This window comes from Shigella sonnei, assembly GCF_002950395.1.
Classification (GTDB): Bacteria; Pseudomonadota; Gammaproteobacteria; order Enterobacterales; family Enterobacteriaceae; genus ECMA0423.
The window spans coordinates 1,519,032-1,541,862 of record NZ_CP026802.1 but is presented as its reverse complement, the minus strand read 5'-3'; the positions used below and the strand labels follow the sequence as shown (position 1 = coordinate 1,541,862).

Genomic DNA, 22,831 nt, shown 5'->3' with positions numbered 1-22,831 from the left:
GAGCGGTATTCAGGGAACATTCAGGATAAGTAGACAATGAATTTTGAGCAACATTATGGTGATTTAATAAGCAAGATTAAGCTAAATGGCATGACACCAGATGGTAATAGTATGCCAATTAACAAATGTTTTCTTGATAAGAAATTTCAAAAGGTCGTTAAGAAAAGTAATTATCAGATTGATAGCTATATGAACGTTATTTATGAGAAGAAGAAAGATTTCAAAGTTGGTGAAGTACTTGAATGGGAATTACAGGGTGAAAAGATGCCTGTATTTCTAATTGAGAGTAAAAAGCTCTTTGTGAAGGGTAAACATTTTTGGGTATATGCCGTGGGGATTATTGAATGATTAGTATATTGATTGAGTTTCTGAAGTCAGGATTGGATTTTTTCATTAAGAAGAAAACTATTGAACAGGAAGTAAAGAAAACGAATGTAGAAGGGCAGATTGAAACGAATAAAGAAGAGATTGAAAAGGTAACATTCCACTGGCGTAATGCCCTCGGTTTTGTACTAACCCTTATCATTCTCTATAACTGGATCATAGTACCAGTACTTGATGCTTTTGGAATTATTGTGATCCAAGTTCCATTAGGACAACTTTTGCAAGTGCTATTGATTATGGTTGGTGGAAGCTGAAAGATTTTTCCTTTAATATGTGTTTTGAGTTAATAAAATAGCAATCTAAGGATTTGATTTATGAGTGATGCAATTACTACAGCAGCAATAAAAAAATTGTATGGACTATCCGCTGGGCAATGTAATATTTGCCGAACTTCTCTTTTTAAAGAGCAGGTTCACATCGGACAAATGGCTCATGTAATAGCCAAAAGCCCAAAAGGACCAAGGGGCGATGACCTGTTAGCAAATGACAATTCTTATGAAAATCTTATCCTGCTTTGTGCAAATGATCATATTCTTGTTGATAGAGATCCATTCACTTATACAGTAGAAAAATTGCATCAAATCAAAAGTGAACATGAGGCTTATATACAGGGTGCAACCGATAATACATTATTTTCAGATAAAAAAAGACAGTCAGATGTGGACTTTTTAAACGCTTACTTCCACTTTACACCGTTTGCGAGGGTACGTTCATTAGTTGAAACTTTACCTAATTCTTTTCACATCAATCTTCTTATTTTTGGAGATCAGTTTGATAGTATTTTAAGGGATTTTCCAGCGAGCTATCCTTTAAATGATAAATTACTCCACGGTCATTTCCAAAGTTTTATTGATTCGTATAAAAATATTGATTTTATCATATCTGGACATTTGCCGATTTCCGATAATAGAAACATTCAGGTGTTTGGTGGTGCGAATCATAATCTTCTTTGTCATTTCAATTATGATGAGCTACCATCCGATAAAGCACTGATAATAGAACAAGATTTGATTTCACATAAAATATCTCTTCTTAATGCTTATGAAGGTCTTATAAATTACCTTAGAGCTTATTACCCTGAGGTGGAAATTTACTCTCCTATTCTATGAGTGTTATGAAATATATAAAAGCCCCTTATGGGGCTTTTTTTATGGTTGTTGTAATAGTAATGGTTTCTTCGTTTTCTCTAAAAACCGAATGGCTTTGTTTTATTATTTCCCTAACATCTGGTTTCTTTATTTTTTTGTAATTTAATAAAGCCGAAACTAAAACAGAAACAAAAAGTATAAGTGATACTATACAAATAGTTAAACCTTCTAAAGGTGATAGTTGGGGGTCTATATATAATCCATACATAGAAACAGCGGAGATAGCAATACCGAAAACCATCCACATATCTATAGGGCTTTTATTTGTCGATTTGACCGTAGTGTACTTTTTGACTAAGTCCGTACCTGATAGCACTGTTAAAATTAATGATAATATAGCGAGGGCAGTATTTACATTAAAATTTAGCTTAGCGAATAAAAGCAACATTAGTAAAATAAAAATAAGTAACGCTATGATTAAAAATATTCCTTTCTTGTCCATAAATACCCCGTCGTATTTTTAAAAAAGGTATCTTATGGCAAGGATAAGTAAAAAGGAATCTGCTAATCACAATAAAGTGATGGAATTAATACATTCAGATAAGCTCCTAACACAAGAAGATAGGGAATTCATATTCACCAATTATAGGGGGGATGGGATAGGGGCTACAGGTGCCTTCTTCACACCTGAAATTTTAGCATGGGATTTTGTACTTGATGCTGACTGTACTGGTGACTGTATTGAACTATGTGCTGGTATCGGTCGCCTCAGCTACTACCAGTACTTAAGGAATAAACCAACGCATATTACATGCGTGGAACTCAATCCTGAGTACGTAATGATCGGGAAGAGGGTACTACCAGAGGCAGAATGGATCACTGGTAACGCACTACAGTACTCACCAGACCGTTTCTATGATGTTGCCTATGGTAATCCACCCTTTGGGAAGATCAGTACCTCAAAAGCGTATACAGGCCGTTATAAGGGTAGTGAATTTGAATACAAGGTGATTGAACATGCAAGTACCTTTGCGTCCTATGGTGCATGGATAGTACCGCAAGGTTCCGCAGGCTTTGTCTACAGTGGGGTACATTGTTATGAGCGTAGAGAATCATGTAAGTACCAGAAGTTTGTGAAGGATACTGGCTATGAGCTACATCCAGGTGTAGGCATCGATACAAGTATCTACAGGGATGAATGGAATGGTACTAAGGTGATATGCGAATCGGTGTTAGTAGATGATGACGGTACAAATCTGTAACTAAATTAGTTAAGAAATCATAAAGATAGTAGTACTTGCAAATGTTCCCATTGATGAAGTTATGCGTCCTTTCGTTTTTTAGCACAGGTTAAGAGCCGTTCATATGAATAGTAGAGGCTCCCGGAAGAGGTAAACTGAACGACGTCTCTTGCTAAAACACAGCAACTCTCATGCCATTTTATCGACGATGAGAACAACGTGCCCGGTGATACACCTTCAAAATTAAGCGTAGATGGCAAATGGAAAACTTGCCTGCACGGCTTTCTTAATTTCAATGGCATATCAACAACTCATCCATAAATTTTGCATAATTAATGTAAAGACAAGGCTCGCCAGTAACGCTAAATTCATTTGGCTGTAAGCGCGGTGTCATCCGCGTCAGGAAAATTAAACAGTTACTTTAAAAAATGAAAACGTAAAAAGGTTGGGTTTCGATGTATTGACGGGTAAACTTTGTCGCCCGCTAAACATTTGTTTAAGGAATGATTAATTGTGACCAAACTCAAACTTCTGGCACTTGGAGTGCTTATCGCAACGTCTGCAGGCGTAGCGCACGCTGAAGGTAAATTTTCCCTGGGCGCAGGCGTCGGTGTCGTTGAACACCCATATAAAGATTACGATACCGATGTTTACCCAGTACCGGTAATCAACTATGAAGGCGATAACTTCTGGTTCCGTGGCTTAGGTGGTGGTTACTACCTGTGGAATGACGCAACGGACAAACTTTCAATTACCGCTTATTGGTCGCCGCTTTACTTCAAAGCGAAAGACAGTGGCGATCACCAAATGCGTCACCTGGATGACCGTAAGAGCACCATGATGGCTGGTCTGTCTTATGCTCACTTTACCCAGTACGGTTACCTGCGTACCATCCTGGCTGGCGATACCCTGGATAACAGCAACGGCATTGTCTGGGATATGGCCTGGTTGTATCGTTACACCAACGGCGGCCTGACAGTGACCCCGGGTATCGGTGTGCAGTGGAACAGCGAAAACCAGAACGAATACTATTATGGCGTATCGCGCAAAGAGTCCGCTCGCAGCGGTCTGCGTGGCTATAACCCGAACGACAGCTGGAGCCCTTACCTGGAGCTGAGCGCCAGCTACAACTTCCTCGGCGACTGGAGTGTTTACGGTACCGCGCGCTATACCCGTCTGTCTGATGAAGTTACTGACAGCCCGATGGTGGATAAATCCTGGACTGGCCTGATTTCTACCGGGATCACCTACAAATTCTGATAATGCATCTTTCCAGGGCATTTTGTGCATAAAAACAGGGCGTCACGCCCTGTTTTGCATTACGGTGGTGCAATACCTGGGAGGAAACAATGCAACAAAAAATGATTCAATTTAGTGGCGATGTCTCACTGCCAGCCATAGGGCAGGGAACATGGTATATGGGCGAAGATGCCAGTCAGCGCAAAACAGAAGTTGCTGCACTACGCGCGGGCATTGAGCTCGGTTTAACCCTCATTGATACCGCCGAAATGTATGCCGATGGCGGTGCCGAAAAGGTGGTTGGGGAAGCATTAACCGGTCTGCGTGATAACGTCTTTCTCGTCTCTAAAGTCTATCCGTGGAATGCTGGCGGGCAAAAAGCGATAAATGCATGCGAAGCCAGTTTACGCCGTCTCAATACTGATTATCTCGATCTCTACTTATTACACAGGTCTGGCAGTTTCGCTTTTGAAGAGACTGTTGCAGCGATGGAAAAATTGATCGCCCAGGGAAAAATCCGCCGCTGGGGCGTTTCTAACCTTGATTATGCTGATATGCAGGAACTCTGGCAGCTGCCGGGGGGAAATCAGTGTGCCACTAATCAGGTGCTTTACCATCTCGGTTCACGAGGGATTGAGTACGATCTACTCCCCTGGTGCCAGCAACAGCAGATGCCGGTGATGGCTTACAGTCCATTAGCCCAGGCCGGGCGGTTGCGCAATGGACTGTTAAAAAACGCGGTAGTCAACGAAATTGCACATGCTCACAATATCAGCTCGGCACAAGTATTGTTGGCGTGGGTAATCAGCCATCAGGGTGTGATGGCGATTCCAAAAGCGGCCACGATTGCCCATGTTCAACAGAATGCGGCTGTGCTTGAGGTCGAACTTTCGTCAGCGGAATTAACCATGCTGGATAAAGCGTATCCGGCACCAAAAGGAAAAACTGCGCTGGATATGGTGTGATGTTGATACGTGCCGGATGCATCGCACCCGGCACACAACATTAACGCAAATTAACGTTTCGCAACGCGAATGGATTGCGCCAGATGTGCAGGTTTCTCTTTGGTGACTTTTTGCGTTTCTGAAGCGTAAGCCGTTTCTACACAAACAAATGTTTTGTAGCCATCATCCGGCATATCGCCCATGCTAATTGAAAGCGCCGGTCCCGGGTTCCAGCCTACAACGTTCAGATGATGCTGGTGGCCTACGGCGATAATACGATTCAGCGCTTCATCATTAATCACGCTGCAATCTTGCGGATTCAGATACACGCGATCGGTACGGTCAGGGAAGGTCTGAATACCGTCGGTCAGTACATCTTCTTTCGCGTCATTCACTTTATCAATGAAGCGATCGCCCAGCCCACTGACGCTTACCTTAGCGATATCACCCACGTTAAAGTAGGTATGCAGGGCAGAGGTGGTTTCAAATTCGCCATGTGATTCAAGATCGATTTCACAGGTTTTACCCACGCGGAAATGCGCTAACAGCGTAAAGTCGTGCGGACAGAATTTTTTCGTCTCTTCGCTTTGCGTCAATTCAAAAGTCAGCGCTACGCCATCAGCATCTTCATTATGTGATTTCAGCGTCCACGGCAGGTTGCGGGCAAAACCGTGCGCAGGCAGACCTTGTTGTGCCGCCGGACCAAACCACGGCCAGCAAACCGGTACGCCACCGCGAATAGCGACGCCATTTTTGAACGGTGTGTTGTTGCTCAACCACAGAACTTCTTCTTCACCCGCAGGTTTCCACGAGAGAAGGTGTGCGCCCTGTAATGCAAAAGAGGCTTTTACTTGGGGATGATCGACCACAATGAGGTCCAGTTCATCCAGTTTACGACGGGAGAGGACAGGGGAGATTTGTTCGATGACCGGAAGGGCAAAAATTTTCTTAATCATGACGCAGTCCTTTAACTTCATTTTATCAGGTAAAAAAAAGAGCGACCGAAGTCGCTCTTTTTAGATCACAGTTTCATCTCAACTTATTTGGAGATGTGAGCGATCAGGTCCAGAACTTTGTTGGAGTAACCGGTTTCGTTGTCGTACCAGGATACCAGTTTCACGAAGTTGTCGTTCAGAGCGATACCAGCTTTAGCATCGAACACGGAAGTGCAAACTTCGCCGTTGAAATCGGTAGATACTACGTCATCTTCGGTGTAGCCCAGAACGCCTTTCATTTCGCCTTCAGCAGCGGCTTTAACGGCAGCTTTGATCTGCTCGTAAGTTGCAGCTTTTTCCAGACGAACGGTCAGGTCAACTACGGATACGTTCGGGGTCGGAACGCGGAACGCCATACCAGTCAGTTTGCCATTCAGTTCTGGCAGTACTTTACCTACAGCTTTAGCAGCACCGGTAGAGGACGGGATGATGTTCTGGGAAGCGCCGCGGCCGCCGCGCCAGTCTTTGTGAGACGGGCCATCAACGGTTTTCTGAGTAGCGGTAGTAGCGTGAACGGTGGTCATCAGACCTTCGATGATGCCGAAGTTATCGTTGATAACTTTAGCCAGCGGAGCCAGGCAGTTGGTGGTGCAGGAAGCGTTGGAAACGATGTCCTGGCCAGCATATTTGTCGAAGTTAGCGCCTTTAACGAACATCGGAGTGTTGTCTTTAGACGGACCAGTCATAACCACTTTCTTCGCACCAGCGGTGATGTGTTTACGAGCAGTTTCGTCAGTCAGGAACAGACCAGTTGCTTCAGCGACAACGTCAACACCAACTTCGTCCCATTTCAGGTTAGCCGGATCACGTTCAGCGGTAACACGGATTTTTTTACCGTTAACGATCAGATGACCGTCTTTCACTTCAACGGTACCGTCGAAACGGCCGTGAGTGGAGTCATATTTCAGCATGTATGCCATGTAATCAGCGTCTAACAGGTCGTTGATTGCAACGATCTCGATGTCAGAACGTTTCTGAGCAGCACGGAAAACAATGCGACCGATACGGCCAAAACCGTTGATACCTACTTTGATAGTCATATATTCCACCAGCTATTTGTTAGTGAATAAAAGGTTGCCTGTAAAATTACAAAAACCTTACGCAGCGTCAAGCGGAATCGTGTCAATCATTGCGACAAATCAATCCTGTGCCTAAGCATTACGCGACTGACTCGCCTCACTCTTCCTTTGGGCTTGAAACCACATGGGGTCGGCGCCCCGAATTTTAAAGGGCAATTACGATAAAAATGTGATTTTCATCACGATTTAGGTGCAGCCATTTCGTCGAGATCAAGTTTAGGACAAAATTTTGCCAGTTGGTGTTAATGTTTTGTTAGAATCAGTCACGTAATGTGAGCACGATTAAAGTGAGATGTGAGCAAATGGCTAATAAACCTTCGGCAGAAGAACTGAAAAAAAATTTGTCCGAGATGCAGTTTTACGTGACGCAGAATCATGGGACAGAGCCGCCATTTACGGGTCGTTTACTGCATAACAAGCGTGACGGCGTATATCACTGTTTGATCTGCGATGCCCCGCTGTTTCATTCCCAAACCAAGTATGATTCCGGCTGTGGTTGGCCCAGTTTCTACGAACCGGTGAGTGAAGAATCCATTCGTTATATCAAAGACTTGTCACATGGAATGCAGCGCATAGAAATTCGTTGCGGTAACTGTGATGCCCATCTGGGGCATGTCTTCCCTGACGGGCCGCAGCCAACGGGCGAACGTTATTGTGTTAACTCTGCTTCTTTACGCTTCACTGATGGCGAAAACGGCGAAGAAATCAACGGTTGAAAAAACGATTCAGCAACTTATTCCACAGGAGCGGAAAAATTATGAATCTTGATGACATTATCAACAGCATGACGCCTGAGGTATACCAGCGTTTGTCGACCGCCGTTGAACTGGGGAAATGGCCCGATGGCGTTGCGTTGACCGAGGAACAAAAAGCGAACTGCCTGCAACTGGTGATGCTGTGGCAAGCTCGCCATAATACCGAAGCACAGCATATGACAATTGACACAAATGGTCAGATGGTCATGAAGAGCAAACAGCAGTTAAAAGAAGATTTTGGTATCTCAGCAAAGCCTATTGCTATGTTTAAGTGAATGAGTTATCTAGTATTTAAGCCTGTTATTAAGGGAGGGCAAATATACTTGTTAGGACGTCGTGTTTTAGCTGCAAGTAGGTTAAATGCAACACTGACAAGTATTATCTGGCCTACAATGTCATTGAGGAAATGTAGGCCAGAGATGAATTCAACTAATATTACCCCTGTGTCTCTTCCCAGTCTGCCAGCGTATATAGCGTTGCCCCAGCTGCTGACATCTCCATAAACGCGTGCGCACTGTCCTGGGGCTGGATATTCACGCCACGACAACCATCGGTAATCACATTTACCTTATAACCTAACTGTAACGCGTCCAGCACGGTAAACTTCACGCAATAGTCAGTAGCCAGGCCCATAACGATCAATTCATCGATTTCATGATCGCGTAACCAGTCATCGAGCGAGGTTTTCTGCCGACGGCCGTTATCAAAAAAGGCACTGTAACTGTCAACTAAAGGATTTTCGCCTTTATGGAACACCGCTGCGATCGCTTTTTGGTTCAGTAACGGATGTAATTGTGCGCCTTCACTGTTCTGCACACAGTGATCTGGCCAGAAGGTTTGTGGCAAACCGTCGAGTTGGCCTGGCGTATAAGGCTCTACACCGTGCTGACTGGCAAAACTGCCGTGATTCGCCGGGTGCCAGTCCTGACTGGCGATAACCGCTTCACCGCGCGACTGGCACCAGTCAATCAGGCGGTTAGCGACATCCACCGTACTGTCACCTTCCGGCACGGCGAGCGCGCCACCAGCACAGAAATCATTTTGTAAATCGACCAGTAACAGGGCGCGAGGGGGCATTACAGTCTCCTTAATCATCCGGCGTCAGTTCGCCGCGCAGGTTTTGGCTCATGGCCTTGCGAATGGTTTCAGTATCCAGTTCCTGGCTCAGCAGGTAATGCAGTTTGGTTAGCGTGGCTTCTACAGTCATATCTGCACCGCCAATAACGCCGGCATGGGCGAGGGCGTTACCGGTGGCATAACCACCCATATTCACTTTACCGGACATACATTGTGTCAGGTTGACCACCACAATACCGCGATCGCTGGCTTCTTGTAATTCCTGCAGGAAGGCTTTGTTTTGTGGCGCATTACCCACGCCATAGGAGCGCAGAATCAATGCTTTCACCGGTTGGCGCAGAAAATTGCGCACGACGTCAGCAGAAATCCCTGGATAAATCGTCACTACGCCAATTGGTTGTGGCGTGATTGGATGAACGATTAATTCCCCTTCACCGTGCGGGGCGGGTGGCGTATTCAAACGACGAATATGGATACCAGCTTCCAGTAACGGAGGAAGGTTTGGAGAGGCAAACGCATCAAAACCATCGGCATGGGCTTTGGTAGTGCGGTTGCCGCGATACAATCGGTTATTGAAAAAGAGCGTTACTTCGTTGATCGGATAATTCGCCGCAACGTACAACGCATTCAGCAGATTAATTTGTCCGTCAGAGCGTAACTCAGCCAGCGGGATTTGTGACCCTGTCACAATGACCGGTTTACCGAGATTCTCGAGCATGAACGACAGCGCAGAGGCAGTATACGCCATCGTGTCGGTGCCGTGCAGGATGACAAAACCATCATAGTCGTCATAGTGCGCTTTAATATCTTCAGCAATATGCTGCCAGTCTTCTGGCGTCATATCAGAAGAATCCATCAGCGGCGTATATTCATGAATGGTGAAATCTGGCATCTCCGGGCGATGGAATTCCGGCATCAGCGCCAGTTGGCGTTGTAGATGACCTGACACCGGAATATAACCCTGCTCGGAACGCTGCATCCCGATGGTCCCGCCCGTGTAGGCGACGTAAATTGATTTCTTTTGCATGATATTGATATGAATGATATCGAAAGAGCAAAAGTATATACGTGAGGCAGGAGGAGCGCACCTGATACTATGCGGATAAGGAAATATGGGGCGAGACAGCGGGAAGAGGATTCGTCGACGTAAAAAATAATGTGGCCGACGATCTGTCGGCCACTCAGTACAAGACTTAACGCACGTTGGCGCAGGTCAGGCAAAACGCATAACGGTTTTGTGGGTCGTTAAACGCGGCCAGCTTGTCGCTTTCACTTTTAACGGTAGAGGCTACCGAGGCAAGCGGTGCAGGTAACATGGCCTGGAACGCATCTGGCAACATTGCCCGGACAGAACCAGACATGTTGTCCATCACTTTGTCGAAGAAGGTCGGTTCATCAACGTAGTATTCCAGATGCCACTGTTTCACTTTTGCCAGCTCTGCTGCTTTGGCGACCGCATCATCGAAATCCCCGAGACTATCGACCAGCCCGTTAGCTTTTGCATCCTGACCGGTCCAGACGTGGCCCTGGGCGATTTTATCAATCTGCTCCGGCGTCGAATGACGCGCATCAGCAACCAGCGTGATAAAGCGTTTATAGCCATTCTCAATGCTTAATTGCATCATCTGCTGCGCTTCCGGCGGCAGTGCCCTGGTGATAGAAACATCCGCCAGCGGTGAAGTTGAGACACCATCAGTATGAACACCAATCGAATCCAGACTATTTTCTACGGTGGTGATCACGCCGAAGATACCGATAGAACCGGTCAGGGTGCTGGGGTTAGCCACAATGTAATTAGCTGGCGTGGAAATCCAGTAACCACCAGATGCCGCCATGCCGCCCATCGATACAACCACAGGCTTACCCGCTGCCCGGGCTGCTGCCAGTTCAGCGCGAATCACTTCAGACGCGGTAACGCTGCCGCCTGGGCTATTAACACGCAGGACAATCGCTTTCACTTTCGGGTCAAGGCGAGCGTCGCGGATTTGTGCCGCAGTGGTATCACCGCCAACATTCCCCTGAGTTTCCTCGCCATCCATAATTGCGCCATTAGCGAAGACGACACCGATGCTGTCACCGGTATCTGCCGGCGTTTTCAATGCGTAATCGTAATAACTGATGGCGCGATAATTTTTATCAGTCTTACTCCAGCCGAACTCTTTGGTTAGAGCTTTTTCGATTTCGGCACTCGATGCCAGTGCATCGACCAGCTTGTTTTCCAGTGCATATTTCGCGGTATCGCCACCGGTTTTGGTTAAACCCTCAAGCAACCCTTGCGCGCCAGGGAATACCTGCTGAGCAGGGATCTGCCGGTTAGCGGCAACAGTATTCAGATAGTTTTGCCACAGCTCACCAATCCAGCGGCTGTCAGCTTCGCGGGCTGCCGGTGACATGTCATCACGAATAAACGGTTCAACGGCAGATTTATACGTACCCACGCGGAACACATGGGTGGAAACTTTCAGCTTATCCAGCAACGATTTGTAGTACAGACCGTTGGTAGCAAAACCGTGCAAATCCACCACGCCTTGCGGTGACAGCCAAATTTTATTGGCGAAACTGGCGAGATAATATTGCCCCTGGCTGTAGTTCTCGCCAACGGCATAAACCGGTTTCCCGCTGTCACGAAACTCTTTCAGGGCTTTGCCGATGTACTGCATAGACGGCTGGTCGCCGCCTGCGAAGTTTTTCAGATCCATCACGATACCGGTGATATTGCGGTCGTCCTTCGCCTGGCGAATGGTGTTGACGATATCAAACAGTGAGTTTTCCTGCAGACGATCGGAACTGGCACCAAGCAGCTGGCGGCTTAATTTACTAAACCGCTGAGAACTGTCGGGTTTATCGACGATCACACCAGAAATGTCCAGCAGCAGTGCGCCACGACTGGCCGTTTCTTTCGAATCACCACCACTGACCTGCATCCAGATCCCCACACCAACCAGTACGAGGAAAATAAAGAACAGGTTAAGTACCATTTCACGGACGAAATTCAGCAGACGCCACGTCCATTTAAAAAATCCGGCAATAAATCGCCAAAGGGTTCGCATGTATTCTCCCAACTTAAGGTCACACCTGTCACAGGCGCAATAGATGTGGTTATCGTAATGACCCAACCGGCACTTGTCAGCAGGAATTGCGGACTGTGCTGTAACAAAATCCACTCTCGTGTTAATTTTGTGAATAAATATCACGACAGGAGTTAATCAAATGGATGCACTCGAACTATTGATCAATCGCCGTAGCGCCTCCCGCCTGGCTGAACCCGCGCCAACGGGTGAACAACTGCAAAACATCCTGCGTGCGGGTATGCGTGCGCCGGACCATAAGTCCATGCAACCGTGGCATTTTTTTGTGATTGAAGGGGAAGGGCGCGAGCGTTTCAGCGCCGTACTGGAACAGGGGGCGATTGCTGCCGGTAGTGATGACAAAGCTATCGACAAAGCCCGTAATGCGCCGTTCCGCGCACCGCTCATCATCACGGTGGTGGCGAAATGCGAAGAAAATCATAAAGTCCCGCGATGGGAACAGGAAATGTCTGCCGGATGCGCGGTCATGGCGATGCAAATGGCAGCCGTTGCCCAGGGATTTGGCGGCATCTGGCGCAGTGGCGCATTAACTGAAAGTCCGGTAGTGCGTGAAGCATTCGGTTGCCGTGAGCAGGATAAAATTGTCGGTTTTCTCTACCTCGGCACGCCGCAGTTGAAAGCATCTACGTCGATTAACGTCCCGGACCCGACGCCGTTTGTAACTTATTTCTGATAATTGTCGCGAAACTGTCTGGATTGTGAGCAAAGGCGCAGGAATTCAGACACTCTCACTTATCACTTCACGGAATGAGGGTTACCATACCCGGATTGCATTGACAGGAGATGTCCATGAGCGAGAACTCGATTCGTTTGACCCAATACAGCCACGGAGCTGGTTGCGGCTGTAAAATTTCCCCAAAAGTGTTGGAAACCATCCTGCACAGTGAGCAGGCGAAGTTTGTTGATCCGAATTTGCTTGTGGGTAATGAGACCCGCGACGATGCGGCGGTGTACGATCTGGGCAATGGCACCAGCGTTATCAGTACCACCGACTTCTTTATGCCGATCGTTGATAATCCTTTCGATTTTGGCCGCATTGCGGCGACTAACGCCATCAGCGATATCTTCGCGATGGGGGGCAAACCGATTATGGCGATTGCGATCCTCGGCTGGCCGATTAACAAACTTTCCCCGGAAATTGCCCGCGAAGTAACCGAAGGTGGACGCTATGCATGCCGTCAGGCGGGTATTGCGCTGGCTGGCGGTCACTCCATCGATGCGCCGGAGCCGATTTTTGGTCTGGCGGTAACGGGGATCGTACCGACCGAGCGGGTGAAGAAAAACAGTACCGCACAAGCCGGATGCAAACTGTTCCTGACGAAACCGCTGGGGATCGGCGTTCTTACCACGGCTGAGAAAAAATCACTGCTGAAACCAGAACATCAGGGACTAGCGACGGAAGTGATGTGCCGGATGAACATCGCAGGCGCGTCCTTTGCCAACATCGAAGGCGTAAAAGCGATGACCGACGTTACGGGTTTTGGTCTGCTGGGCCATTTGAGCGAAATGTGTCAGGGCGCAGGTGTGCAGGCGCGCGTTGACTATGACGCGATCCCAAAATTGCCGGGGGTTGAAGAGTACATTAAGTTGGGCGCAGTGCCTGGCGGCACCGAACGTAACTTTGCCAGCTACGGTCATCTGATGGGTGAAATGCCGCGTGAAGTGCGCGATTTGCTGTGCGATCCGCAAACTTCTGGCGGTTTGCTGCTGGCGGTCATGCCGGAAGCAGAAAATGAGGTCAAAGCTACAGCCGCCGAGTTTGGCATTGAACTGACGGCAATTGGCGAACTGGTGCCAGCGCGCGGCGGTCGTGCCATGGTTGAGATTCGTTAATTCAATGCGGTTGTTTATTGCCGAAAAACCGAGTCTGGCGCGCGCCATTGCTGATGTCCTGCCCAAACCGCACCGGAAAGGCGATGGCTTTATCGAGTGCGGTAATGGTCAGGTGGTGACCTGGTGTATCGGTCACCTGCTTGAGCAGGCGCAGCCAGACGCCTACGACAGCCGCTATGCGCGCTGGAATCTTGCGGATTTGCCGATTGTCCCGGAAAAGTGGCAATTACAGCCCCGACCCTCCGTGACCAAACAACTTAACGTCATCAAACGCTTCCTGCATGAAGCCAGCGAAATCGTTCACGCCGGGGACCCGGATCGTGAAGGGCAACTGCTGGTGGATGAAGTGCTGGACTATCTGCAACTGGCACCGGAAAAGCGCCAGCAGGTGCAGCGTTGCTTGATAAACGACCTGAACCCGCAGGCGGTTGAGCGGGCGCTCGACCGTCTTCGGTCCAACAGTGAGTTTGTGCCATTGTGCGTTTCTGCGCTGGCGCGAGCGCGTGCCGACTGGCTGTACGGCATCAATATGACCCGTGCGTATACCATTCTCGGTCGCAATGCCGGTTATCAGGGCGTACTTTCCGTGGGACGCGTGCAGACACCCGTGCTCGGGCTGGTGGTGCGCCGCGATGAAGAGATTGAAAACTTCGTGGCGAAAGACTTCTTTGAAGTCAAAGCACATATCGTGACACCTGCCGATGAGCGGTTTACCGCTATCTGGCAACCGAGCGAAGCGTGTGAACCGTACCAGGATGAAGAAGGGCGCTTGTTACATCGTCCACTGGCGGAGCATGTGGTTAACCGCATTAGTGGTCAACCAGCAATTGTCACCAGCTATAACGATAAACGGGAATCAGAATCCGCGCCGCTGCCTTTTTCGCTTTCGGCGTTGCAGATTGAAGCGGCAAAACGCTTTGGTCTGAGCGCGCAGAACGTGCTTGATATCTGCCAGAAGCTGTACGAAACGCACAAGCTAATCACTTATCCGCGTTCCGATTGTCGCTATTTGCCAGAAGAACATTTTGCCGGACGCCACGCGGTGATGAATGCCATCAGCGTTCATGCACCAGATCTGTTGCTGCAGCCAGTGGTAGATCCAGATATACGCAACCGCTGTTGGGATGACAAAAAGGTCGATGCACACCACGCCATCATCCCGACCGCACGGAGTTCAGCCATCAACCTGACGGAGAACGAAGCGAAGGTCTATAACCTGATTGCCCGTCAGTACTTGATGCAGTTCTGCCCGGATGTGGTGTTCCGCAAGTGTGTTATCGAACTGGACATTGCCAAAGGCAAATTTGTCGCTAAAGCGCGTTTTCTTGCTGAAGCAGGCTGGCGCACGCTGTTAGGCAGCAAAGAGCGCGATGAAGAAAACGACGGTACGCCATTGCCTGTGGTGGCGAAAGGCGATGAGTTGCTGTGTGAAAAAGGTGAAGTGGTAGAGCGGCAAACCCAGCCGCCGCGCCATTTTACCGATGCAACACTGCTTTCGGCGATGACCGGGATCGCGCGCTTTGTGCAGGACAAAGATCTGAAAAAGATCCTTCGTGCGACCGATGGTCTGGGGACAGAAGCAACCCGTGCCGGGATTATTGAACTGCTGTTCAAGCGTGGTTTTCTGACCAAAAAAGGGCGCTATATCCACTCTACCGACGCCGGAAAAGCGTTATTCCATTCGCTGCCAGAAATGGCGACGCGACCGGACATGACCGCGCACTGGGAATCGGTGCTGACGCAAATCAGCGAAAAGCAGTGTCGCTATCAGGACTTTATGCAGCCGCTGGTGGGGACGCTATATCAGCTTATTGATCAAGCCAAACGTACGCCGGTGCGGCAGTTTCGCGGCATTGTGGCTCCGGGCAGTGGTGGCAGTGCTGATAAGAAAAAGGCTGCACCGCGTAAACGTAGTGCGAAAAAAAGTCCGCCAGCAGATGAAGTCGGAAGCGGGGCGATAGCGTAAGCGAGTGAATCTTTCGTGCTATTCGAGTCATAGGTAATGACTCCAACTTATTGATAGTGTTTTATGTTCAGATAATGCCCGATGACTTTGTCATGCAGCTCCACCGATTTTGAGAACGACAGCGACTTCCGTCCCAGCCGTGCCAGGTGCTGCCTCAGATTCAGGTTATGCCGCTCAATTCGCTGCGTATATCGCTTGCTGATTACGTGCAGCTTTCCCTTCAGGCGGGATTCATACAGCGGCCAGCCATCCGTCATCCATATCACCACGTCAAAGGGTGACAGCAGGCTCATAAGACGCCCCAGCGTCGCCATAGTGCGTTCACCGAATACGTGCGCAACAACCGTCTTCCGGAGACTGTCATACGCGTAAAACAGCCAGCGCTGGCGCGATTTAGCCCCGACATAGCCCCACTGTTCGTCCATTTCCGCGCAGACGATGACGTCACTGCCCGGCTGTATGCGCGAGGTTACCGACTGCGGCCTGAGTTTTTTAAGTGACGTAAAATCGTGTTGAGGCCAACGCCCATAATGCGTGCAGTTGCCCGGCATCCAACGCCATTCATGGCCATATCAATGATTTTCTGGTGCGTACCGGGTTGAGAAGCGGTGTAAGTGAACTGCAGTTGCCATGTTTTACGGCAGTGAGAGCAGAGATAGCGCTGATGTCCGGCAGTGCTTTTGCCGTTACGCACCACCCCGTCAGTAGCTGAACAGGAGGGACAGCTGATAGAAACAGAAGCCACTGGAGCACCTCAAAAACACCATCATACACTAAATCAGTAAGTTGGCAGCATCACCCGAGTCATATTCTGAAATATCCAGCGGATCAAGAAAATTCGTTGGATATTTTTTTTGCATGGATAAAATTATCGCCTCTAAAGTATGTAATAACAGGGAATGTGATGAAAAAAGTTTTATTACAAAACCATCCTGGGAGCGAGAAGTATTCTTTTAATGGCTGGGAAATATTTAATAGTAATTTTGAACGGATGATTAAAGAAAATAAGGCCATGCTGCTTTGTAAGTGGGGGTTTTATTTAACATGTGTTGTCGCTGTAATGTTTGTGTTCGCAGCGATAACATCCAACGGTTTGAATGAAAGAGGCCTGATTACCGCGGGATGCTCTTTTCTTTATCTATTAATTATGATGGGGCTTATTGTTCGGGCCGGTTTTAAAGCAAAAAAAGAACAACTGCATTATTATCAGGCTAAAGGTATTGAGCCGCTCAGTATCGAGAAGTTACAGGCGCTACAATTGATCGCACCTTATCGATTCTATCATAAGCAATGGTCTGAAACGCTAGAGTTCTGGCCGCGAAAGCCTGAACCTGGTAAAGATACCTTCCAATATCATGTGCTTCCTTTTGACTCGATCGATATCATCAGTAAAAGACGCGAGTCTTTAGAGAATCAATGGGGTATCGAAGATAGCGAAAGTTATTGTGCCTTAATGGAGCATTTTCTTTCTGGCGACCATGGAGCCAATACCTTTAAAGCAAACATGGAGGAAGCCCCAGAGCAGGTTATCGCCTTGTTGAATAAATTTGCTGTTTTTCCCTCAGACTATATCTCTGATTGCGCTAATAATCGCTCCGGTAAATCCTCGGCGAAGCTAATATGGGCGGCGGAATTATCATGGATGACCTCGATATCAAGCACAGCTTTTCAAAACGGGACAATTGAAGAAGAACTGGCCTGGCATTATATAATGCTTGCTTCTCGAAAGGCGCACGAGTTGTTCGAAAGCGAAGAAGATTATCAAAAAAATAGTCTAATGGGGTTTCTTTACTGGCATATCTGCTGCTATCGCAGAAAGTTAACGGATGCTGAACTTGAAGCGTGTTATCGTTACGACAAGCAATTTTGGGAGCACTACAGTAAGAAATGCCGTTGGCCCATAAGAAATGTTCCCTGGGGAGCATCATCCGTTAAATACTCATAAACGCCTGAAATTTTGCCGGGGGCGCTGCGCTTGCCCGGCCTACATTAGAGCGTAACTGCAATGAATTGTGCCCATTTGTAGGCCTGATAAGCGTAGCGCCATCAGGCATTTACAACTTAAATCACACCCTGCGCCAGCATCGCATCGGCAACCTTCACAAAACCGGCAATGTTCGCGCCCTGCACGTAGTTGGTTTGCTCACCTTCACCACCATGCTCAACACAGGCATGGTGGATATCCAGCATGATGTGATGCAAACGTGCGTCAACTTTCTCGGCTTTCCAGCCCAGGCGCGCAGCGTTTTGTGCCATTTCCAGGCCCGACGTTGCTACACCGCCAGCATTAGCCGCTTTACCCGGTGCAAACAGTACGCCTGCCTGCTGGAACAGTTCAGTCGCTTCGATGGTGGTCGGCATATTTGCCCCTTCAGCGACGGCTTTAACGCCATTGGCGATAAGCTGATGCGCGGCGTCAACATCCAGTTCGTTCTGGGTGGCGCAAGGCAGGGCGATATCAACCGGTACAGACCACGGCTGTTGGCCTTCGAGATAGACCAGACCAAATTCTTTGGCGTAATCTGCCACTCGACCATCGCGGCTGGCTTTGATTTCGATAAGACGTGCCAGTTTCTCTTTCGTGAATCCGCTTTCATCAACTACAGTGCCGCTGGAGTCTGACGCAGTGATCACACGAGCACCAAATTCCATCGCTTTTTCGATAGCGTACTGGGCGACGTTGCCGGAGCCAGAAACGGAAACGCGCATCCCTTCAAAACCCATACCGTGGCGTTTTAACATTGCTTCTGTGAAATAAACCAGACCGTAGCCGGTAGCTTCCGGGCGAATAAGACTACCGCCAAATGAAAGGCCCTTACCGGTGAAGACGCAGGCGGTATTGTTGGAGAGCTTTTTCATCATCCCCGCCATAAAGCCGACTTCACGACCACCAACGCCGATATCACCTGCCGGAACGTCGGTATCCGCGCCCAGATGACGATAAAGCTCGGTCATCAGCGCCTGGCAAAAACGCATCACTTCACCTTCGCTTTTTCCTTTCGGATCGAAATCGCTGCCGCCTTTACCACCGCCCATCGGCAGGGTAGTCAGGGCATTTTTGAAGGTTTGTTCAAAGCCGAGGAATTTGAGAATGGAAAGGTTAACTGACGGATGGAAGCGCATACCGCCTTTGTACGGGCCGATGGCAGAGCTGAACTGCACACGCCATGCACGGTTGACCTGTATCTGGTTGCGATCATCAACCCATACCACGCGAAACTGGATCACGCGCTCCGGTTCAACCAGACGCTCCAGTAATGACATCTGGCGATATTTTGGATTTTGTTCAAGAAAAGGCCAGAGTGTGGTCATTACTTCACGAACGGCTTGCGCGAACTCGGTTTGATTCGGGTCGCGCTTTTGGACATGGTTGAGGAATGACTCCAGAGAATATGTCTGATCCATAGATATAAAACCCTTATATATTAATACGATTGTGCTTATGTTGTTTATGTCATGTGCTTTTGCAGTTTTCGACTATACCATCAAGAATGTGACGGTAAGCAAGAAAAAAATGACCCGGGAAAGCAAATTAATAACGAGAGTAATCTCATAACCAAATGCGATAACTCAGACGCTAAAGTTTTGCCACCCGGCTACCGTTATCAGTTGCAGAGACAATAACGTTAAGGAGTTCCCTGTGAGTCGAGCATTGTTCGCCGTAGTATTAGCATTTCCATTAATTGCACTGGCTAACCCGCATTATCGTCCGGACGTGGAGGTAAACGTACCGCCAGAAGTGTTCAGTTCAGGCGGGCAGTCAGCGCAGCCCTGTACTCAGTGCTGCGTTTATCAGGATCAAAATTATTCTGAAGGGGCGGTAATTAAAGCCGAAGGAATACTGCTGTAATGCCAGCGGGATGACAAAACCCTTAGCACTAATCCGCTGCTCTGGCGGCGCGTAAAGCCATAAACGCCTCTAATAGTGGAATGTCAGCAGGGGCCAGCGGATATTGCAGCGCCTCTTCAGGTGAGCACCAGACCAGCGCCTGATGTTCATGTGCCTGTAACGTCCCGTGGAAGTCGGGTACGTGCCAGGCATGAAGATGGATAATCCGGCCCGAAACTTCTCGCTGATGGCTGGCAACATACTCACCCACAGTTGCTTCGATGCCCAATTCTTCGTTTAACTCACGCACCAGTGCCTGCTGCTGGCTTTCATCCAGCTCGACTTTACCATCGGCAAACTCCCATAATCCCGCCTGATCGCTCTGGGCGGGGCGTTGCGCGAGTAAAATTTTGCCATCACGTTCAATGATGGCGGCAACAACTTCAATCATTTTCATAAATTACACACGGGCAGATAAGCGAAAAATGCCATAATATCCGCACTGTTGCTCAATCAGAAAGGCTTTATATTTAAGGAGTGCCTGTGCTAGACCGCCATCTTCATCCCCGGATTAAACCGTTGTTGCATCAGTGCGTGCGGGTTCTTGATAAACCGGGCATTACGCCAGATGGTTTAACATTAGTGGGATTTGCCATCGGCGTGCTGGCTCTGCCGTTTCTGGCGCTGGGCTGGTATCTGGCGGCGCTAGTCGTCATTTTGTTGAACAGGCTGCTTGATGGTCTGGACGGTGCGCTGGCGCGGCGCAGAGAGCTTACCGACGCGGGCGGCTTTCTTGATATTTCTCTTGATTTTCGGTGATGCTGCCAACTTACTGATTTAGTGTATGATGGTGTTTTTGAGGTGCTCCAGTGGCTTCTGTTTCTATCAGCTGTCCCTCCTGTTCAGCTACTGACGGGGTGGTGCGTAACGGCAAAAGCACTGCCGGACATCAGCGCTATCTCTGCTCTCACTGCCGTAAAACATGGCAACTGCAGTTCACTTACACCGCTTCTCAACCCGGTACGCACCAGAAAATCATTGATATGGCCATGAATGGCGTTGGATGCCGGGCAACTGCACGCATTATGGGCGTTGGCCTCAACACGATTTTACGTCACTTAAAAAACTCAGGCCGCAGTCGGTAACCTCGCGCATACAGCCGGGCAGTGACGTCATCGTCTGCGCGGAAATGGACGAACAGTGGGGCTATGTCGGGGCTAAATCGCGCCAGCGCTGGCTGTTTTACGCGTATGACAGTCTCCGGAAGACGGTTGTTGCGCACGTATTCGGTGAACGCACTATGGCGACGCTGGGGCGTCTTATGAGCCTGCTGTCACCCTTTGACGTGGTGATATGGATGACGGATGGCTGGCCGCTGTATGAATCCCGCCTGAAGGGAAAGCTGCACGTAATCAGCAAGCGATATACGCAGCGAATTGAGCGGCATAACCTGAATCTGAGGCAGCACCTGGCACGGCTGGGACGGAAGTCGCTGTCGTTCTCAAAATCGGTGGAGCTGCATGACAAAGTCATCGGGCATTATCTGAACATAAAACACTATCAATAAGTTGGAGTCATTACCCGATTTTCTCTTTTACGCGCTGGTGCCGTTTGGCTTTATTCTTGCTGCACCGGAGCAAAATGCGCTGGCAGGCGGCTGGTTGTTGTTTGCGTTTATCGGCACGGGCAGCAGTTTTCTCGCCTTTGCTGCACTGGCAGCAAAACATCAGATTGATAACCCCGGTTATGCACATAAGTCGTTTTACTATCTGGGGGGATTAACCGAAGGCACAGAAACGATCTTACTGTTTGTGCTGGGATGTTTATTCCCTGCATGGTTTGCGTGGTTTGCGTGGATCTTCGGTGCGTTGTGCTGGATGACGACCTTTACGCGGGTGTGGAGTGGGTATCTGACGCTGAAGTCGCTCCAGCGTCAGTAATTGCAATGTTATTTGCTACTGTCCGGGCCGCGTTCACCGGTTGCTACCGGATTTTTTGGATCGCTGCTCCATTCGTACCAGCCGCCGTCATACACGGAAACATTCTTCCAACCCATGGCGCGTGCGTACATAAAGGTTTCGGACGCGCGCCAGCCGGTGCCGCAGTAGAATGAAACTTGCTGCTCTGGTTTGATATTCCACGCTTTCCACATAGCGGTAATATCATCGGCGCTGCGCATGGTGCCATCCGGGTTATGAAAATCTTCCATATGCGTCGAGTCGCTACCAGCGTGTCCCCAACGTGCTCCGGCTATTTCACCTTTTGGTTTAATATAGCTGTAACCGCTGGTCGTACCGATAAATTCTGGCCACGAACGAATGCTCACCAGCGATGCATCCTGGCGATGCAGCAGTCCACGGGCCTGTTCCATATCGAGCATCAACTGCGGTTGTGCCGGGATCTTCACGCCGAAATCCGGTTCCGCTTTCACTTTCGGTGGCGTTCCTCGCTCAACAGGCAGTCCCGCGTCGGACCAGGTTTGCCAGCCGCCATCCAGCAGACGCACATCTTTCACGCCTGCGTAGAGCATAATTTGCGCCACACGCGCTCCAGCGTATACGTCACGCCCGTACAGAATGACCGTGGTGTCATGGCGAATGCCGTGTTTTGCCAGCATCGCTTTTAGTTGTTCATCAGAAACTTTGTTCCACAGCGGTTCGCTTTCCACTTCGTTGGTATCGATGTAGTCAGCACCGGGAATATGGCTGATAAGGTAAAGCTTAGGAGCGCCCCAGGCCGCTTCAATGACTTTCCAGTCACCGGCAGGTTTCGCCGTAACCTCTTTACCTTGTTGCAGGTCGTGCAGCCATTGCGGATAAACCAGCTGCTCAAAGTGCGGCAGTTTTTGTAGACGGGAAGGTTCGCTTAGCGCGTCACTCAGAATGGAGATATGCGTAAAACCTGCTTTTTGCAGTCGCGTTTTGACGGCGTCGACATCTTTGTCATTACCGTACAGCGCCACCGGGGCATCGGCTTTCAGGTTATGTTGCTTGATCCACGCGTTGAGCTGTTCGGTGCTCATTTTGTCGAGCCAGCTGGCAGAGAGGTTTAAGGCGGCAGGTTCATGACCAGAAGGGCCATTTAAGGTTTGTGGCCAGCCGTTATAAAACGCGCTGGGGCGAGTATCTATCGCTTTGCCATTTTGTTGTTGAAGCTGGTCAAGTGTAAGAGGCTTCGCCAGTTCAGCGGCCCACGAAGAAGCGCAAGCCAGCCCTAAAGCCATTGCCAGCGCGGTCATTTGAGAAACACGTTTCATCGAAAATCCCGACATTGTAGTTTTGAGTGCGCCATTCTGAACTGACGCATTGAGAA

The 22,831-nt window shown here is 48.9% G+C and carries 23 protein-coding genes and 3 pseudogenes; 16 read left to right on the top strand and 10 right to left on the bottom strand.

Annotated elements, in window-relative coordinates; translation table 11 throughout:
• Nucleotides 1-36 precede the first annotated feature (36 nt).
• The 3 genes from C1P89_RS08200 to C1P89_RS08190 are packed head-to-tail and all read left to right on the top strand — an operon-like array spanning nt 37 to nt 1,493.
• Nucleotides 37-348 carry a hypothetical protein gene (locus C1P89_RS08200; protein ID WP_001008612.1) on the top strand — a complete coding sequence of 104 codons (312 nt, stop codon included), beginning with the start codon at nt 37-39 and terminating at the stop codon, nt 346-348.
• Nucleotides 345-638 carry a 3TM-type holin gene (locus tag C1P89_RS08195; protein ID WP_000623522.1) on the top strand — a complete coding sequence of 98 codons (294 nt, stop codon included), beginning with the start codon at nt 345-347 and terminating at the stop codon, nt 636-638. The genes C1P89_RS08200 and C1P89_RS08195 overlap by 4 nt, the downstream gene beginning before the upstream one ends.
• A 60-nt stretch (nt 639-698) precedes the next feature.
• Nucleotides 699-1,493, top strand: coding sequence for an HNH endonuclease signature motif containing protein (locus C1P89_RS08190; protein ID WP_001278181.1), 795 nt, complete (start codon nt 699-701; stop codon nt 1,491-1,493).
• A gap of 25 nt (nt 1,494-1,518) precedes the next feature.
• Here the strand turns inward: C1P89_RS08190 and C1P89_RS08185 are convergent, their stop codons facing one another.
• Nucleotides 1,519-1,974, bottom strand: a complete 456-nt coding sequence (locus tag C1P89_RS08185) for a hypothetical protein (protein ID WP_000358334.1) — start codon at nt 1,972-1,974, stop codon at nt 1,519-1,521.
• A 34-nt stretch (nt 1,975-2,008) separates the two neighbouring features.
• On the opposite strand from C1P89_RS08185, the gene C1P89_RS08180 reads away from it, so the two are divergent.
• The 3 genes from C1P89_RS08180 to yeaE all read left to right on the top strand — a co-directional run bounded on the left by C1P89_RS08180 (nt 2,009) and on the right by yeaE (nt 4,917).
• Nucleotides 2,009-2,734, top strand: a complete 726-nt coding sequence (locus C1P89_RS08180) for a class I SAM-dependent methyltransferase (protein WP_000101249.1) — start codon at nt 2,009-2,011, stop codon at nt 2,732-2,734.
• 492 nt (nt 2,735-3,226) lie between these two features.
• Nucleotides 3,227-3,973, top strand: a complete 747-nt coding sequence (gene mipA, locus C1P89_RS08175; protein WP_000163765.1) for a scaffolding protein MipA — start codon at nt 3,227-3,229, stop codon at nt 3,971-3,973.
• A gap of 89 nt (nt 3,974-4,062) precedes the next feature.
• The gene (gene yeaE / locus C1P89_RS08170; RefSeq protein WP_001186339.1) at nt 4,063-4,917 is read left to right on the top strand and encodes a methylglyoxal reductase YeaE; all 855 of its coding nucleotides are present in this window, start codon (nt 4,063-4,065) and stop codon (nt 4,915-4,917) included.
• Between the two features lie 50 nt (nt 4,918-4,967).
• Here the strand turns inward: yeaE and C1P89_RS08165 are convergent, their stop codons facing one another.
• Together C1P89_RS08165 and gapA are read right to left on the bottom strand one after the other, a co-directional pair.
• Nucleotides 4,968-5,852 (bottom strand): D-hexose-6-phosphate mutarotase, encoded by an 885-nt coding sequence (locus tag C1P89_RS08165; RefSeq protein WP_005139030.1) that lies wholly within the window; start codon nt 5,850-5,852, stop codon nt 4,968-4,970.
• A gap of 83 nt (nt 5,853-5,935) precedes the next feature.
• Entirely contained in the window at nt 5,936-6,931 is a 996-nt protein-coding gene (gene gapA, locus C1P89_RS08160) for a glyceraldehyde-3-phosphate dehydrogenase (RefSeq protein ID WP_000153502.1), read from the bottom strand.
• 341 nt (nt 6,932-7,272) lie between these two features.
• Between gapA and msrB the strand changes: the two genes are divergently transcribed.
• Together msrB and C1P89_RS08150 are read left to right on the top strand one after the other, a co-directional pair.
• Complete coding sequence (msrB, locus tag C1P89_RS08155) at nt 7,273-7,686, top strand: peptide-methionine (R)-S-oxide reductase MsrB (RefSeq protein ID WP_001284618.1); 414 nt, start codon at nt 7,273-7,275, stop codon at nt 7,684-7,686.
• A gap of 41 nt (nt 7,687-7,727) precedes the next feature.
• Nucleotides 7,728-8,000, top strand: coding sequence for a YeaC family protein (locus C1P89_RS08150; protein ID WP_001299575.1), 273 nt, complete (start codon nt 7,728-7,730; stop codon nt 7,998-8,000).
• Nucleotides 8,001-8,160: 160 nt separating this feature from the next.
• Here C1P89_RS08150 and pncA read toward each other — a convergent pair whose 3' ends face one another.
• The 3 genes from pncA to sppA all read right to left on the bottom strand — a co-directional run bounded on the left by pncA (nt 8,161) and on the right by sppA (nt 11,852).
• Nucleotides 8,161-8,802: a bifunctional nicotinamidase/pyrazinamidase gene (gene pncA, locus C1P89_RS08145; protein WP_001135075.1), complete on the bottom strand. Its 642-nt coding sequence runs from the start codon at nt 8,800-8,802 to the stop codon at nt 8,161-8,163.
• A gap of 10 nt (nt 8,803-8,812) precedes the next feature.
• Nucleotides 8,813-9,829 carry an asparaginase gene (gene ansA, locus C1P89_RS08140; RefSeq protein ID WP_001170162.1) on the bottom strand — a complete coding sequence of 339 codons (1,017 nt, stop codon included), beginning with the start codon at nt 9,827-9,829 and terminating at the stop codon, nt 8,813-8,815.
• A gap of 166 nt (nt 9,830-9,995) precedes the next feature.
• Nucleotides 9,996-11,852 (bottom strand): signal peptide peptidase SppA, encoded by a 1,857-nt coding sequence (gene sppA, locus C1P89_RS08135; protein ID WP_001259824.1) that lies wholly within the window; start codon nt 11,850-11,852, stop codon nt 9,996-9,998.
• A gap of 160 nt (nt 11,853-12,012) precedes the next feature.
• Between sppA and C1P89_RS08130 the strand changes: the two genes are divergently transcribed.
• The 3 genes from C1P89_RS08130 to topB all read left to right on the top strand — a co-directional run bounded on the left by C1P89_RS08130 (nt 12,013) and on the right by topB (nt 15,690).
• Nucleotides 12,013-12,564 carry an NAD(P)H nitroreductase gene (locus C1P89_RS08130; RefSeq protein WP_000339283.1) on the top strand — a complete coding sequence of 184 codons (552 nt, stop codon included), beginning with the start codon at nt 12,013-12,015 and terminating at the stop codon, nt 12,562-12,564.
• A 116-nt stretch (nt 12,565-12,680) separates the two neighbouring features.
• Nucleotides 12,681-13,724: a selenide, water dikinase SelD gene (gene selD / locus C1P89_RS08125; RefSeq protein ID WP_001298241.1), complete on the top strand. Its 1,044-nt coding sequence runs from the start codon at nt 12,681-12,683 to the stop codon at nt 13,722-13,724.
• A 4-nt stretch (nt 13,725-13,728) separates the two neighbouring features.
• Nucleotides 13,729-15,690 carry a DNA topoisomerase III gene (gene topB / locus C1P89_RS08120; RefSeq protein WP_001235834.1) on the top strand — a complete coding sequence of 654 codons (1,962 nt, stop codon included), beginning with the start codon at nt 13,729-13,731 and terminating at the stop codon, nt 15,688-15,690.
• Nucleotides 15,691-15,737: 47 nt separating this feature from the next.
• Here topB and C1P89_RS08115 read toward each other — a convergent pair.
• A protein-coding gene (locus tag C1P89_RS08115; protein ID WP_094096600.1) for an IS1-like element IS1A family transposase occupies nt 15,738-16,435 on the bottom strand; the annotation gives its coding sequence in 2 pieces (ribosomal slippage) (nt 15,738-16,186 and nt 16,186-16,435; 699 coding nt in all).
• Between the two features lie 159 nt (nt 16,436-16,594).
• Here C1P89_RS08115 and C1P89_RS08110 point away from each other — a divergent pair.
• Nucleotides 16,595-17,635, top strand: coding sequence for a DUF1266 domain-containing protein (locus C1P89_RS08110; RefSeq protein ID WP_000756927.1), 1,041 nt, complete (start codon nt 16,595-16,597; stop codon nt 17,633-17,635).
• Nucleotides 17,636-17,751: 116 nt separating this feature from the next.
• On the opposite strand, the gene gdhA is transcribed toward C1P89_RS08110, so the two are convergent.
• Entirely contained in the window at nt 17,752-19,095 is a 1,344-nt protein-coding gene (gene gdhA / locus C1P89_RS08105; protein WP_000373023.1) for an NADP-specific glutamate dehydrogenase, read from the bottom strand.
• A gap of 235 nt (nt 19,096-19,330) precedes the next feature.
• Between gdhA and C1P89_RS08100 the strand changes: the two are divergent.
• Nucleotides 19,331-19,603, top strand: a pseudogene (locus C1P89_RS08100) (YnjH family protein).
• Here the strand turns inward: C1P89_RS08100 and nudG are convergent.
• Complete coding sequence (gene nudG, locus C1P89_RS08095; protein WP_000781869.1) at nt 19,569-19,976, bottom strand: CTP pyrophosphohydrolase; 408 nt, start codon at nt 19,974-19,976, stop codon at nt 19,569-19,571. The pseudogene C1P89_RS08100 and the gene nudG sit on opposite strands and share 35 nt — an antisense overlap.
• An 86-nt stretch (nt 19,977-20,062) precedes the next feature.
• On the opposite strand from nudG, the pseudogene C1P89_RS08090 reads away from it, so the two are divergent.
• From C1P89_RS08090 to C1P89_RS08080, 3 genes and pseudogenes are all read left to right on the top strand, one after another.
• Nucleotides 20,063-20,332, top strand: a pseudogene (locus C1P89_RS08090) (CDP-alcohol phosphatidyltransferase family protein); the annotation flags it as partial.
• A gap of 56 nt (nt 20,333-20,388) precedes the next feature.
• A protein-coding gene (locus tag C1P89_RS08085) for an IS1-like element IS1A family transposase (RefSeq protein ID WP_094096600.1) occupies nt 20,389-21,086 on the top strand; the annotation gives its coding sequence in 2 pieces (ribosomal slippage) (nt 20,389-20,638 and nt 20,638-21,086; 699 coding nt in all).
• 16 nt (nt 21,087-21,102) lie between these two features.
• Nucleotides 21,103-21,459 (top strand): annotated as a pseudogene (locus C1P89_RS08080) (CDP-alcohol phosphatidyltransferase family protein); the annotation flags it as partial.
• An 8-nt stretch (nt 21,460-21,467) separates the two neighbouring features.
• On the opposite strand, the gene ynjE reads toward C1P89_RS08080, so the two are convergent.
• Nucleotides 21,468-22,775: a thiosulfate sulfurtransferase YnjE gene (ynjE, locus tag C1P89_RS08075; protein ID WP_001297658.1), complete on the bottom strand. Its 1,308-nt coding sequence runs from the start codon at nt 22,773-22,775 to the stop codon at nt 21,468-21,470.
• Nucleotides 22,776-22,831: the final 56 nt, after the last annotated feature.

What these genes read in the sequence shown, in the direction of transcription:
- C1P89_RS08200 (WP_001008612.1), top strand. Translation starts at nt 37, where the DNA reads ATGAATTTTGAGCAACATTATGGTGATTTAATAAGCAAGATTAAGCTA.
- C1P89_RS08195 (WP_000623522.1), top strand. Translation starts at nt 345, where the DNA reads ATGATTAGTATATTGATTGAGTTTCTGAAGTCAGGATTGGATTTTTTC.
- C1P89_RS08190 (WP_001278181.1), top strand. Translation starts at nt 699, where the DNA reads ATGAGTGATGCAATTACTACAGCAGCAATAAAAAAATTGTATGGACTA.
- C1P89_RS08185 (WP_000358334.1), bottom strand. Translation starts at nt 1,974, where the DNA reads ATGGACAAGAAAGGAATATTTTTAATCATAGCGTTACTTATTTTTATT.
- C1P89_RS08180 (WP_000101249.1), top strand. Translation starts at nt 2,009, where the DNA reads ATGGCAAGGATAAGTAAAAAGGAATCTGCTAATCACAATAAAGTGATG.
- yeaE (WP_001186339.1), top strand. Translation starts at nt 4,063, where the DNA reads ATGCAACAAAAAATGATTCAATTTAGTGGCGATGTCTCACTGCCAGCC.
- C1P89_RS08165 (WP_005139030.1), bottom strand. Translation starts at nt 5,852, where the DNA reads ATGATTAAGAAAATTTTTGCCCTTCCGGTCATCGAACAAATCTCCCCT.
- gapA (WP_000153502.1), bottom strand. Translation starts at nt 6,931, where the DNA reads ATGACTATCAAAGTAGGTATCAACGGTTTTGGCCGTATCGGTCGCATT.
- msrB (WP_001284618.1), top strand. Translation starts at nt 7,273, where the DNA reads ATGGCTAATAAACCTTCGGCAGAAGAACTGAAAAAAAATTTGTCCGAG.
- C1P89_RS08150 (WP_001299575.1), top strand. Translation starts at nt 7,728, where the DNA reads ATGAATCTTGATGACATTATCAACAGCATGACGCCTGAGGTATACCAG.
- pncA (WP_001135075.1), bottom strand. Translation starts at nt 8,802, where the DNA reads ATGCCCCCTCGCGCCCTGTTACTGGTCGATTTACAAAATGATTTCTGT.
- ansA (WP_001170162.1), bottom strand. Translation starts at nt 9,829, where the DNA reads ATGCAAAAGAAATCAATTTACGTCGCCTACACGGGCGGGACCATCGGG.
- sppA (WP_001259824.1), bottom strand. Translation starts at nt 11,852, where the DNA reads ATGCGAACCCTTTGGCGATTTATTGCCGGATTTTTTAAATGGACGTGG.
- C1P89_RS08130 (WP_000339283.1), top strand. Translation starts at nt 12,013, where the DNA reads ATGGATGCACTCGAACTATTGATCAATCGCCGTAGCGCCTCCCGCCTG.
- selD (WP_001298241.1), top strand. Translation starts at nt 12,681, where the DNA reads ATGAGCGAGAACTCGATTCGTTTGACCCAATACAGCCACGGAGCTGGT.
- topB (WP_001235834.1), top strand. Translation starts at nt 13,729, where the DNA reads ATGCGGTTGTTTATTGCCGAAAAACCGAGTCTGGCGCGCGCCATTGCT.
- C1P89_RS08110 (WP_000756927.1), top strand. Translation starts at nt 16,595, where the DNA reads ATGAAAAAAGTTTTATTACAAAACCATCCTGGGAGCGAGAAGTATTCT.
- gdhA (WP_000373023.1), bottom strand. Translation starts at nt 19,095, where the DNA reads ATGGATCAGACATATTCTCTGGAGTCATTCCTCAACCATGTCCAAAAG.
- nudG (WP_000781869.1), bottom strand. Translation starts at nt 19,976, where the DNA reads ATGAAAATGATTGAAGTTGTTGCCGCCATCATTGAACGTGATGGCAAA.
- ynjE (WP_001297658.1), bottom strand. Translation starts at nt 22,775, where the DNA reads ATGAAACGTGTTTCTCAAATGACCGCGCTGGCAATGGCTTTAGGGCTG.